The following is a 13,512-nucleotide window of genomic DNA, read 5'->3' as shown; positions in this document are numbered from 1 at the left end:
CTGGTTTGCGCATGAGTCATCACGGCATGGGTAAGCAGGAGACAAACCCACAGGTTGCGAAAAGTATTGGCAGGCATCTTTGTATGTTTAGTGGTTCATCGTAACGATCCGGTTTTCTCTCGATTCGGATAATGTTAGGGTTTGAATGTGCTTTTCCAGCGCTTTCAGGCCTTCGGTCGTACATAGTCCGCGGATATAATTTGCGGTTGTTTGCAGAAGCAGGTCCATGGCGGATAAGCCGAACTTTGTAAAACTTTCGCTTGCCACGGAAGCACGGTGCAGCGCCAAGACACTTCGTAAGGCAACGTCGGGCAGGATGTCGCTACGAAAACTACCTTGGGCAACTCCCCGGTTTATGACGGACAGAAAATGCTGTTCGAACTTTGGGGCAATCACTTTTTCAACTTTCCTTGCCAGGTCAGGATAATAATATTCAAGTTCTTTGTAAAAAGATTGGTTGATCTGATACTCCATTTCAACGGCGATCTGCCAGATCTCTAAAAAATGACAAGCTGCATTTTGGCCATTTGAAAGATTTAAGAGCTTTTCGTATTGTGTATTGTGATACAAATACAAGGCTTCTTCCAGCAGCCCTTCTTTGTTTTGGAAGTATTTATAAATGGTTTTCGTAGAGATGCCCAGCCAGTCAACTAGCTTCTGATTGGACATTTCTTTAATGCCATGTTTTAAAAACAGTGTCAGCGATTTTTGTAATATATCTTCCTTCATGGTTGCTATTGTATGCTAACTCCTTTTGACGGGCAGCATGTCACGTTGCTGATAATCTTATTATTTCAGTCTTTTCGCCGTCGCTTCAAAGTCGTGCATAGTGCCCTTCAAATTATCCTGATCAACTTTTTTTAGATCCAGAATAGATTCACCACCTTGTGAGGATTCGAAGTAGACCACCAGCTTTTCCGGACTTTCTTCAACCTTTATAATCTTGCGAATGCTCGCAGCGTCCGCCTTTTCAACGAGCTCTCCCGTCAGTTTTCCATCTTTTCGGATCAGGTCGGTCAAAAATGATACGTCGCCTTTTGGAGAATTTAACACAGTAACTTCCCATTTTCCAGCAAAAAAATCAGTAGTCTGAGAAAAGCATGTTATACAGGATGTTAGTAATAAGACAAAAATGACAGATGTAATTTTCATAGTACATTGTGTTTAAAGTAAAGATTATTGGAGCTTGGTAGACATGCTATAAAAGAAGTTTACTGGAAACTATTAATGAATTAATAATTTCCAGTAAAGGTGCAGGAAATTATTATAATAAAAAAAGTTTCCACGAAATTGGTTGTCGGCATTGAACCAGATATTAGGGATTTTCTTTACGGTAAAGTATTGAATGCTGTGCCTAACCAGTAATGTTGTTGCTGCGTTTTTTTTTAATAAAAAAACATAGTCAGATTTCGTGATAACATAACATTTGATATTTAGGGAAACAAAACTACCATCGATGCTTCCAAAAAATCAAGATGTTTATCTGATGAACAGGTTGTTATTCAGATTGTTAGAGCGGTTCAGGTGAGCACCTTTTTAATTATTTCAAACTGCTCATCCGATGCTCACCTAGATATTACGAATATTTGCAAATTATGACTAAATCTGAAAAACAAAAAAGCCTGTAAATGTATGATTTACAGGCTTTCGATGCTTTTTGGTATTCTTACTTGCAGAGAGGAAGAGATTCGAACTCTCGATACAGTTACCCATATACTACCTTTCCAGGGTAGCTCCTTCAACCACTCGGACACCTCTCTGTTTGTGGTTATGGGGTGCAAAGATAGCTTTTATCGCTTTACTTGCAAATCAAAAAAAGGGCTTTGACCAAATTTGTGTCGATAACCGCTTATTTATTAAACACTCATTTCGCCGCGCAGCGGCTGGGATAGCATTTCTGCGCATTTATGCGGATCTGTTTCTTTGCCGAAAACATACATCATTTTGGTAATTGCCGCTTCGGCTGTAATATCAGAGCCGCTTACTACGCCGGCTTGTTTGAGAAAACGGCTGGTTTCGTAATGGCCTTGTGCCACACGGCCGCCGTCGCATTGGGATACGTTGAAAATGATGATGTTTTTTTCGATTGCATTGCTGATCGCGTCGAGGAACCATTGGGCTGTGGTGGCGTTGCCTGCTCCGTAAGTTTCAAGAACAATGCCTCTTAATCCACTGATATTCAGTATCGAATCGACGACGAGTTGACTTATGCCGGGAAACATTTTCAGGAATGCTACGCGGTTATCCATGTTTTTATGGATGGTCAAACGTTGATCTGAGTCATGAGGTTTAATGTAAGGCAAGTTATACTCTATGCGCACGCCTGCGTTCGCCAGGGCCGGATAATTCTCGGAATGAAATGCATTGAAATCCGAACTTTCTCGCTTTTTACTGCGGTTGCCACGTAACAATAAGGAATTGAAGTAGATACAGACCTCTGAAATGATGGGCTGGCCTTCCTCGTTCTTGGCGGCCGCCAGTTCCAATGCGGTAATCACATTCTCACGTGCATCTGAACGCGCGACGCCGATGGGCAATTGGGCGCCCGTAAGAATGACGGGCTTGTTCAGGTTTTCGAGCAAAAAGCTAAGCGCAGACGCTGTATAGGCCATAGTGTCGGTGCCGTGGAGGATCACAAAACTATCATAACCCGCATATTCCTGCTCAATAATCGTTGCCAGCTCAATCCATATGTCGGGGTTTACGTTTGAGGAATCTATCGGTTCCGAGAGGGAAAGGAATGTGATGTCGAAGTTAAGCCTGCTGATTTCCGGAACGCGGTCAATGATCTGGTTAAAATTAAAAGGGACAAGCTGTTTTCCTTTCGCTTCGTAAACCATTCCCAATGTTCCGCCGGTGTAAATGACGAGGACAGAACCAACGGTGGGTTCGGGAGAAATGGGGTTGATATGAATTTTGCTGTAAGACATTCAAATTGCTTTTTAAGGATACTAGGACGCTTTTTGAAGCATTTTTTTAGCATTATCGCTCGTTGCGTTGATAACTTCCTGCTTTGGAAGGTGTTTCAAATCAGCCACACGCTGCGCCACGAGATCAATGTAAGCAACCTCATTTCTTTTGCCACGATAGGGGACAGGTGCCAGATAAGGGGCGTCGGTTTCAAGGACCAGATGTTCGATGTCTACAAAAGGAATGACTTGGTCCAAACCTCCGTTTTTGAATGTAGCTACACCGCCTATGCCGAGCTTAAACCCAAGTTCAATTGCTTTGTTTGCTTCTTCCAACGTTCCTGTGAAGCAGTGAAAGATGCCTTTCAAAGCAGGGTCACCAAATTCTTCAATCAGTTTTACTGTTTCCCAAAATGCATTTCTGCTGTGAATGTCAATCCAAAGGTTATGCTTGCGGGCAAGCTTACATTGGTATAGAAAGGCCTTTTCTTGTTGTTCCTTGAAAGTTTTGTCCCAAAAAAGGTCCATTCCGATTTCTCCGACCGCTATGAAAGGATATTTTTCCAGCCAATCTTCCATAATGACCAGTTCTTGCTCAAAATCTTCCTTCACATAAGTCGGATGCAGGCCGATCATGGGCAAACATTTGCCTGGAAATTGCGCCGCGAGTTTCATCATACCGGGAATGGTCGTATGGTCACAATTGGGCATCCATATCTGTTCTATGCCCGCATTCCAGGCGCGTTCGAGCATGGCAGCGCGGTCTTCCGCGTAATCGTCACTATATATATGGGCGTGCGTCTCAATCATTTATTTAACTTTTTAATATTCTCTTCCTTTCCAGATCGTTTTGCTTGGCAGATAATAGTTGACCAGCATGATTAATCCAATGCTGACCATATAAAACCAGAAAAGCAATGCGGCTTTCCAGAGGTCGTATTGTTTGAGCATAAAAACAGCTGTTAAAGAAATTCCCGTTACCAGCACATAATACTGAATAATGCTCGAAAGCACATTAATTGGGAACCAGATAGAAATAACGAGCAAAATGGGCACAATAAGCGAGGAGACAAACAGGCTTAACCGAGTGAGCCAGTAAGATTGCATAACGCCATGCATCCATCGTTTTCGCTGTCTTAACAACTCGGGAAATGTGTTCATCGGTTCCGAAATGCTGATTACTTCGGGTTTATAAGCCATTGTAAAGCCGTAACCTTCCTTTACAATGCTCATGAAAAGCGTGTAATCTTCGACAATGGAAAAGCCGATTTTTTCGTAACCACCAATGGCAAAATACGCTTCCCTCGTCACCGCCATGTTGTTGCCCATGCCCGTAATCGGGATTTTTAGCAAAGAAAAAAAGCGGGTTGCCGTTAAGGCGAAAAGCCATTCCATTGAAAGCAGATCGGCTAACATGTGAATGTGCTTCATCCGCGTTATCCCGATCACCACGCCAGTTTCCGGCTTGAAATGACCGAGCATTTGGGAGATCCAAATGGGCTGAACGACAATGTCGGCATCACAATAGAAAAAATATTCTCCTTTCGCCTCATGAGCAAGTTGCGCCAATACGTTCGCTTTCCCCTTCAAACCGGCAACCTGCGAGGTGATTTTAATAAGCTTAAATGCTGGTTTATCAATGATAAATTGAGAAACCAGCTCGTAAGTCCGGTCATCTGAATCGTCGTCGCCGATGATTATTTCGATATTTTCTTTCGGAAAATTTAGCTCGTGAAGTGATTGTAAACACCTTTCAATATTTTCTTCTTCGTTCCGTGCGGCGACGAGTATGCTTACTTGGATGCGGTTGCCTGTTGGAAGCATGTACTAATGCAAATGTTTGTTTGTAAAGTGTTTATCATAATTGCCGAGCTCTATTGCATAGCCATTGCTTCGAACGAAAAACCCAGGTTACTGAAATGTTCCAGGAACCTCGGAAGCGCATATTGCATGTTGGTTGCGGCTTTGATGCTGTCGTGGAACAAAACAATTGAGCCAGGCCGTGCATGCTGAATTGACTTCCGCAAACAAATTTCCTGCGTGATCTCTTTGGAAAAATCGCCACTCAAAACATCCCACATAATGATCTGGCGCTCTTTTTTTACAACGCGCGCCTGGCTTTTTTTGATCCGTCCGTAAGGCGGTCTGAAAAGTTTTGTCGGTAGGTTTAATTCGGCATCACATTGTTTAATGTTTTCCAAATATAAACCGTCATCTGTTTTCCAGCCATTCATGTGATTAAATGTGTGGTTTCCAATCGCGTGGTTATTGTCCAGCAATTTTTGATAAATTTCCGGGTGTTTCTGCACATTATTTCCGATGCAAAAAAATGTCGCTTTCGCACCATATAGATTCAATGTTTCCAAAACCGACTCTGTAATGTCTGGGATCGGGCCGTCGTCAAATGTCAGGAAAATTTTCTTTTCCCGCGTCGGAATATGCCATATGAAGCCCGGAAAGAATGCTTTCAGCCAGAAAGGCGAATTATGTAAAAACATTATTAAGATGATGTCAGGCGCAAATAATGTTCAAATATAAAGGGATATAAAATAAGAAGCTGCCCGTTTAGAGCAGCTTCTTGTCAGGAATATGAAGTGGTTTTTATCAAACCATTACTTTTTATCATGCATGCGCAAATGCTGGATTGAACATGGAAACCGCTTTTGCTTCCAAAAACGACTGCCCCATCAAATATTCATCCACTGCTCTCGCGGCTTCACGACCTTCGCTTATCGCCCACACAACCAATGATTGCCCGCGGCGGCAGTCACCTGCTGCAAAGATTTTTTCGTTGGAAGTTGATTGATAACCGTTTGTTTTAATGTTGCCGCGCTCGTCAAATTCCACTTCCAGGTCGTTCAGAAGGCCTTCTTGTTGTGGATGCAAAAATCCGGCTGCCAAAAATGCAAGGTCGCAAGGAATGTTTCTTTCGCTTCCTGCCACTTCTTTCATTTGCATACGGCCCGTTTCAGGATCTTTTTGCCAGTCGAGGTCAACGATTTTCAACTCTTTCAAATTGCCGTTTTCGTCGCCAACAAATTCTTTTGTATTGATAGACCAATGTCTGTCGCAGCCTTCCTCGTGCGAAGTTGAAGTCCGCAACATCATCGGCCAGTTTGGCCAAGGCGTGCTCGCATCGCGTTCTTTCGGTGGAATCGGCATTAATTCAATTTGTGTAACGGAAGCTGCACCATGACGGCCGGATGTTCCCACACAGTCAGAACCCGTGTCACCGCCACCAATTACCACCACGTGCTTGTCTTTCGCAATGATCTGTCCGTTTGTATAAGGCGCTCCGCGGTGATCCACTTCCGGGTTAATACCCGCCACGCGTTTGTTTTGCTGGCTTAGGAATTCCATCGCAAAGTGAACGCCTTTCAAATGACGTCCTTCGATTTTTACATCTCTTGGAACGGTTGATCCCATTGTCAATAAAACTGCATCGAACTCATCCAGCAATTCGTTTGCTTTCACAGTCACACCCACATTCACATTCGTGCGGAATTCAACGCCTTCGGCTTCCATAACCGCCAAACGACGGTCAATAACGCCTTTATCCAGCTTGAAATCAGGAATTCCGTAACGAACAAGTCCACCGATTTTATCAGCACGTTCCATCAAAACCACCGAATGTCCGGCCTGGTTAAGCTGGTAAGCAGCGGCCATTCCCGCAGGTCCTGAACCAATAACAGCGACTTTTCTGCCGGTGCGGAATTTTGGGATTCTTGGTTTTACAAGACCTAGTTCAAAAGCTTTCTCAATGATCGCTTTTTCAATGTATTCAATAGCCACGGGTGGCTTGTTAATGCCCAGCACGCAAGATGACTCGCACGGCGCAGGGCAAATCCTTCCCGTAAATTCAGGGAAATTATTGGTCGAAGATAAAATTTCGTAAGCCAGCGCCCAGTTTTCATCATACACCGCATCGTTGAACTCGGGGATAATGTTGCCTAGCGGGCAGCCATTGTGGCAAAAAGGGATTCCGCAGTCCATGCAACGGGCTGCCTGCTGTTTGGAATGAGAGTCAGTTGGGGCAGTTTCAATCTCGCGGTAATCCGAAAGACGTTCGTCAACACTTCTTTTCTTTGGCAACTCCCTTTCAAACTCTAAAAATCCGGTTGGTTTTCCCATTCTTATATTTCTTATTAAATCGTTATTCTAATTAAAACAACTCCTGAAAACGTGGTAACCGCTTATTGATGAACTACATCCACAACGATGTCTTTGTAAACCACATTCTTATCGGCAATCTGCTGCGCCAATGTAATGTTGCGTCCTTCCAGCGCTTTCTTGAAATCCGCAGGCAACACTTTCACGAATTGCTTCACAGATTGTTCCCAGTTCTGGATCAGTTGGAAGGCAATGTTGCTGGTTGTATACTGGAAATGTTTATCCAGATATTCACGCAAAATGCCTTGATCTTCTTCGTTAAGCGGATCCAGTGAAACCATTTCCATGTTCACTTTCTCTTTGAATGTGCCGTTCTTATCCAAAACATAAGCCACACCGCCCGACATCCCGGCAGCGAAGTTTCTTCCTGTTTCACCAAGAATCACAGCCAAACCGCCCGTCATGTATTCCAAACCGTGGTCACCCACGCCTTCCACAACCACTTTCGCACCTGAGTTACGCACGCAGAAACGCTCTCCGGATGTTCCTCTGATATAAGCGTCGCCTGAGGTTGCGCCGTAGAAAGCAACGTTACCAATGATAATGTTCTCTTCCGGCTTGAATTTCGAGTCGCGGTCTGGATAAACGATCAGTTCAGCGCCACAGAGTCCTTTTCCGAAATAGTCATTGGCGTCACCTTCCAGTTCCAGACGAAGTCCGGCTGTGTTGAATGCACCAAAGCTTTGTCCGGCAGTTCCGCGGAATTTGAAATGAATGTTGCCTTTTGCAAGACCAGCACCGCCGTATTTTTTAGAAATCTCATTTGAAAGCATTGTTCCCACCGAACGGTTCAGGTTGTTCAATGCAAACTCTGCATAAATTTCTTCCTGGCTATCCAGCGCAGGCTGTGCCGCTTTGATCAGATCCCAGTCGATAATGCTGTCGATGCCGTGATCCTGCTCTTCCTGTTTGAATTGCGCCACTGAAAGATCGCCTTCTTTATAAAGGATGGCATCGAAATTCAGGTTTTTGTATTTCCAATGTTTGATATCGTTACGCAGTTCAAGATATTGAGCCTGCCCAACCATTTCATTTACAGTCCGGAAACCAAGTTGTGCCATAATTTCGCGCAACTCTTCGGCCATAAAATGGAACATGTTCACCACGTGCTCAGGCTTACCCGAGAACAATGCGCGCAATTCTTTATTTTGGGTTGCTACGCCGACTGGGCAAGTGTTCAAATGGCATTTGCGCATCATAATGCAACCTGCCGCAACCAATGCAGCCGTCGCCACGCCCCATTCTTCTGCTCCCAGCATCGCCGCAATCGCAAGGTCGCGACCCGTACGAAGCTGACCGTCAGCCTGAACGGTAACACGTCCGCGCAATTTATTTTTAACCAAAGTCTGGTGCGTTTCCGCAAGACCAAGCTCCCAGGGCAAACCTGCGTGACGAATCGAGCTCAATGGGGAAGCACCCGTTCCGCCATCATAACCCGAGATCAGAATGTGGTCCGCATGCGCTTTCGCAACACCCGAAGCAACCGTTCCAACACCAGCCTCCGAAACCAGTTTCACACTGATCCGTGCCTGACGGTTTGCATTTTTAAGGTCAAAAATCAACTGAGCCAAATCCTCAATCGAGTAAATATCATGGTGGGGCGGGGGAGAGATCAAGCCTACGCCCGGCGTCGAGTGACGCGTGCGGCCGATCCAGTCATCCACTTTGAAACCTGGAAGCTGTCCGCCTTCACCTGGTTTTGCACCTTGTGCTGTTTTAATCTGTAATTCGCCAGCATTGCTCAGATAATGGCTGGTAACCCCGAAACGTCCGGAAGCAACCTGCTTAATCTGCGAATTCATGCTGTCGCCATTCGCCAGAGGCGTGTAACGCAATTCGTCCTCGCCGCCTTCACCGGAGTTGGATTTTCCGCCTATCCGGTTCATGGCAATGGCCAATGTAGTATGCGCTTCCCACGAAATAGAACCAAATGACATGGCTCCCGTAGCAAAGCGTTTGAAAATACTTTCCACCGGCTCCACTTCTTCAATTGGAATGCTCGTTCCTTTCTTGAAACGAAGTAAACCGCGAAGTGTTAACGCCTTATGGCTCTGATCATCAATCAGTTTAGAGTATTTCTTAAATGTTTCGTAACTGTTTGTTTTCGTAGATTGCTGCAACAAATGCACAGAAGCAGGATTGAAAATGTGCGCTTCGCCGCGTTGTTTCCATTGGTAAAATCCACCCACTTCCAGCTTGGGTTTCGAATCCGGCGTTTCGTGGTAAGCCACTTTGTGACGCACCAGGATTTCACGCGCAATCTCAGAAATGCCCATTCCACTGATGCGGGAAATGGTTCCTGTGAAATATTTGTCAACCACATCTTTGTTCAAACCAACGCATTCGAAGATCTGAGCGCCTTGATAAGACTGCAATGTGGAAATTCCCATTTTGGAGAAAATCTTCAAAAGCTCCTTATTAACAGCCTTAATGTAGTTGTAATGCAGTTTTTCGTCTGTAAACTCACCTTCGATCATCTTCTTGCGATTCATGAAAGAAAGTGTTTCAAATGCCATGTAAGGGCAAATTCCCGCAGCACCATAACCGATCAATGCGGCAACATGGTGTGTTTCCCAAACGTCTCCCGCTTCAACCAATAACCCCACTTTTCCTCTCAATCCTTCACGGATCAAATGGTGGTGAATGGTTGCAGTGGCTAATAGGGAAGGAATTGGCGCGTGATCCGAGTCAATCGCACGGTCGGAAAGGATCAGGATCTCGAATCCGTCATCAATCGCGTCCGTTGCGTAGCGGCAAATGCGCTCTAATGCTCTTTCCAACGCTTTTCCTCCTTCGTCAGCGCGGAAATAGGTGTTGATTGTTTTCGCCTGGAAACCATCTTTATCTACAAAACGCAGTTTATCAAACTCCTGCACCGATAAAATCGGATGCGGCAGCGCGATCTGGCGACAATGTTTCGGCGTCTCGGTTAATATATTTTCTGTTCCGCCCACAAAAGAAATCAGCGACATGATCGAACGTTCGCGGATCGAGTCAATCGGTGGGTTGGTAACCTGTGCAAAAAGCTGTTTGAAATAATTAGACAAATGCTGGCTTTGCTCAGAAAGCACCGCCAAAGGCACGTCCGTTCCCATCGAACCGATTGCTTCCTGACCTGTCTGCCCCATAGGAGCCAGGATCATGCGCAAATCTTCCGAAGTATAACCAAATGCAACCTGACGTTTCAGCAATGCATTGTCGTCGTAAGCGCGGTAAGTCCGGATTGGGTGATCTAGCTGATCAACGTGCAACTTATTGTCATCCAGCCATTTCTGATAAGGCTGACCAGAGCAAACTGCTGCTTTAATTTCTTCATCCGGGATAATGCGGCCTTGCTCCATATCCACGACGAACATGCGTCCCGGCTGCAAACGGCCTTTTGTAACAACTCTTGACTGATCCACATCCAAAACCCCAGCCTCAGAAGCCATAATGATCGTATCGTCGTCCAAAACCCAGTAACGAGAAGGACGTAATCCATTACGGTCAAGCGTTGCGCCCACCATTTTACCGTCCGTGAACGAGATAGAAGCCGGACCATCCCAGGGCTCCATCATCGCAGCATTGTATTCGTAAAAAGCTTTGCGTTCCGGGTCCATTTGCTCATTTCCATCCCAGGCCTCAGGAATCAGCATCATCATTACGTGCGGCAACGAGCGGCCCGAAAGGTGCAGCAATTCAATGGCATTGTCCAGGTTTGCGGAGTCAGATTGGTTTCTGTCGCAGATCGGGACGATCATGTCCATTTCCTCTTTTGTGAAAAACTCAGAAGCAAATGATTTTTCCCCGGCGCGGATCCAGTTTACATTTCCTTTTACGGTATTGATCTCACCATTGTGCGCAATGTAGCGGAACGGCTGAGCAAGCTCCCACGACGGGAATGTGTTGGTAGAAAAACGCGAGTGAACAACCGCAAGGGCCGAAACCACCGATTCGTTTTCCAGATCCGGGAAGTAATATTTTAGCTGGGCAGTTGTAAGCTGGCCTTTGTATGAGATCGTGCGGCAGGATAGGGAAGAATAGTAAAAGCTTCTTTCAACGCCCTTAACCGTGTCTCTGATAATCCGCGCAGAAACCTGGCGCAGGATGTAGAGTTTTCTTTCAAAACCAAGATCGTCCGTTACTTCGTCCGGACGTTTGATAAACAATTGCTCAACATGCGGTTCAACAGACAATGAACCTTCGCCCAATGTGTTGTTCAATGTTGGCACTTTTCTGTAACCTAATATATGCAATCCAAGCTTTTTGGCTTTACGGCTCAGAATGTCGCGGCACTCTTCACGCATGATTTCGTTGCCAGGGAAAAAGATCATCCCCACGCCATACTCACCCGCCGGCGGCAATTGGAAACCAAGCTTTGAACATTCTTCAACAAAGAACTCGTGTGGAATCTGAATCAAAATGCCTGCGCCATCACCCGTGTTCGGATCGAAACCGGTAGCACCCCTATGCTCCATGCGTTCGAGCATGTGAATGGCGTCAGCCACGATCTGGTGTGACTTGCGGCCCTTAATGTTAGCCCGGAAACCTATACCACATGCATCATGCTCAAATTCCGGACGGTACAGTCCCTGATTTTCTACCATTGGTTCAGACATTTGCGACATTAATCGAAGATTCTAGAGTTGACAAATTCGTAAATAGAATTTGTTTAAATAAGCAATTAAAAATTTTTAAGAAACCGCCATCCCGTTATGAATTGGGTAAAGCCACGCAAGATAACCATAAAAGATATTTGGCCGAATACCGAAATGGCAAAATTTTCTATCTCCATAGATTTTTGATTTTTTCGTCACAAATAATATAGAAATATTGATAAAATGATCAGCGCTTTCTGCTATTAGTTGTAAAAATCGTAATCAAAATGATGTGTTTAGCCATCTTACCGGAATACAAATACCGTCTTGTTAAATTAATAAAAGTTACTTAAACGCCCAAAAAAAACGTCCGGCTTGTGAAAGCCGGACGTTTGATATTCGCAAATTTCTAAGTCAAAAACAGATCTTTACGGTTCCTTGGACTCGCTTACATTGTCGTAGTCCTCGTCGTCATAACCATCGTCACCAGCGCCGAATTCATTTTCAAGACTATGCATAAAAACGGCGTCAATGGCTTCTTCTTTTGACGGCAAGACTTCCATGCCCGGGATTTTGAGATCTTCCAGCAAGTCCATAAAATCATCATCACGCGTCACGATTACCAGCAGGCCAAGGTCATTGGCACAAAGCCAGTTGATTTTTTTCAGGATCGCTATCCCAGCTGTATCCACCGATTTCACGGGCTGCATATTTACAATAAGGTTGTGATATCCTTCGCGGAATATTTCACGTGCAGTTTCCTCAAATGCTACCGGGACTTCACCTGCAAATGCTGGCTCTTCCAGCTCGATATATACAAATTGCTCCTTCTTTTCCAGTTTATAGTTCATTGCAATTTTTGTTTTGTCAAAACAATATTTTTAATAAAATATCACAGACCGGTTTTGTTACAGGGTCCTTAAAATGGCGTTTTCTATTCTTTTCAAAGGATCGTCCAGATTGTTCTTTTGGAATTTATTGCCGGTTACTTTTTCAAATAACTCAATGTAACGGTCGGAGATTAGCTGAATGCGCTCATCGTCCATCATCGGAACAGTCTGGCCTTCTTTTCCCTGGAAACCATTCTGAATGAGCCATTCTCTTACAAATTCCTTGCTAAGCTGTTTTTGGGGAAGTCCGGCCCGCTGATTTTCCGCATATACGTCGGCGTAAAAATAGCGTGACGAGTCCGGCGTGTGAATTTCATCGATTAGATAAATGACACCATCCAATTGGCCGAATTCATATTTTGTATCCACCAAAATCAGGCCCTGATCAGCGGCCATTTCTGTTCCTTTGGCAAATAAAGCGAGCGTGTATTTTTCCAAATGCTCGTAGTCATCTTCGCTCACAAGCCCTTGCGCAAGGATTTCTTCACGCGAGATGTCCTCGTCGTGTCCCTCATGCGCTTTCGTCGTTGGCGTAATGATCGGCTCGGGAAGTTTGTCATTTTCCTTTAATCCATCAGGCAGAGAAACGCCACATACTGAGCGCTTTCCAAGCGAATATTCACGCCAGGCGTGCCCCGCCAGATATCCCCTCACAACCATTTCAACCGGGTAAGCCTGGCATTTCAGACCAATGCTGACGTTCGGATCCGGCACTTCTTCGAGCCAGTTAGGGACAATGCCAGATGTTGCATTCAGGAAATGTGCCGCAATCTGATTCAAAACCTGTCCTTTATAGGGAATTGCCCGAGGCAAAATGACGTCGAAAGCAGAGATGCGATCGCTGGCAACCATCACAAGCTTTTTTTCAAAGGAGTAAACGTCGCGTACTTTGCCTTTGTAAAACCCTGTCTGGCCGGGAAATTGAAAATTGGTTTCTGGGATGCTATTCATCTTTTTATAGTAAAA

General features: G+C 45.0%; 10 protein-coding genes and 1 tRNA gene. All 11 read right to left on the bottom strand.

What is annotated here, in order from left to right; genetic code table 11:
* Positions 1-87: 87 nt before the first annotated feature.
* The 11 genes from B5X68_RS01725 to B5X68_RS01675 all read right to left on the bottom strand — a co-directional run bounded on the left by B5X68_RS01725 (position 88) and on the right by B5X68_RS01675 (position 13,497).
* The gene (locus tag B5X68_RS01725; RefSeq protein WP_082212945.1) at positions 88-729 is read right to left on the bottom strand and encodes a TetR/AcrR family transcriptional regulator; all 642 of its coding nucleotides are present in this window, start codon (positions 727-729) and stop codon (positions 88-90) included.
* Positions 730-789: 60 nt separating this feature from the next.
* Positions 790-1,152 carry a hypothetical protein gene (locus tag B5X68_RS01720; RefSeq protein WP_082212944.1) on the bottom strand — a complete coding sequence of 121 codons (363 nt, stop codon included), beginning with the start codon at positions 1,150-1,152 and terminating at the stop codon, positions 790-792.
* A gap of 521 nt (positions 1,153-1,673) precedes the next feature.
* Positions 1,674-1,760: transfer RNA gene (locus B5X68_RS01715), tRNA-Ser, on the bottom strand.
* Between the two features lie 96 nt (positions 1,761-1,856).
* On the bottom strand, positions 1,857-2,930 hold the full coding sequence (locus B5X68_RS01710) for an asparaginase (RefSeq protein WP_082212943.1): 1,074 nt from the start codon (positions 2,928-2,930) through the stop codon (positions 1,857-1,859).
* Positions 2,931-2,951: 21 nt separating this feature from the next.
* Entirely contained in the window at positions 2,952-3,719 is a 768-nt protein-coding gene (locus B5X68_RS01705; RefSeq protein ID WP_082212942.1) for a TatD family hydrolase, read from the bottom strand.
* Between the two features lie 12 nt (positions 3,720-3,731).
* Entirely contained in the window at positions 3,732-4,733 is a 1,002-nt protein-coding gene (locus B5X68_RS01700; RefSeq protein ID WP_082212941.1) for a glycosyltransferase, read from the bottom strand.
* A 50-nt stretch (positions 4,734-4,783) separates the two neighbouring features.
* Complete coding sequence (locus tag B5X68_RS01695; protein ID WP_082212940.1) at positions 4,784-5,407, bottom strand: polysaccharide deacetylase family protein; 624 nt, start codon at positions 5,405-5,407, stop codon at positions 4,784-4,786.
* Between the two features lie 124 nt (positions 5,408-5,531).
* A complete protein-coding gene (locus B5X68_RS01690) occupies positions 5,532-7,040 on the bottom strand; it encodes a glutamate synthase subunit beta (protein WP_082212939.1) in 1,509 nt (502 codons plus the stop codon).
* A gap of 62 nt (positions 7,041-7,102) precedes the next feature.
* A complete protein-coding gene (gene gltB / locus B5X68_RS01685) occupies positions 7,103-11,686 on the bottom strand; it encodes a glutamate synthase large subunit (protein ID WP_082212938.1) in 4,584 nt (1,527 codons plus the stop codon).
* 398 nt (positions 11,687-12,084) lie between these two features.
* Complete coding sequence (locus tag B5X68_RS01680) at positions 12,085-12,507, bottom strand: STAS domain-containing protein (protein WP_082212937.1); 423 nt, start codon at positions 12,505-12,507, stop codon at positions 12,085-12,087.
* 57 nt (positions 12,508-12,564) lie between these two features.
* Complete coding sequence (locus B5X68_RS01675; RefSeq protein ID WP_082212936.1) at positions 12,565-13,497, bottom strand: phosphoribosylaminoimidazolesuccinocarboxamide synthase; 933 nt, start codon at positions 13,495-13,497, stop codon at positions 12,565-12,567.
* Positions 13,498-13,512: the final 15 nt, after the last annotated feature.

The organism is Dyadobacter psychrophilus (genome assembly GCF_900167945.1).
GTDB classification, from domain to species: Bacteria; Bacteroidota; Bacteroidia; order Cytophagales; family Spirosomataceae; genus Dyadobacter; species Dyadobacter psychrophilus.
Note: the sequence above shows the minus strand (reverse complement) of the source record. Positions and strands in the feature narration are given on the sequence as shown.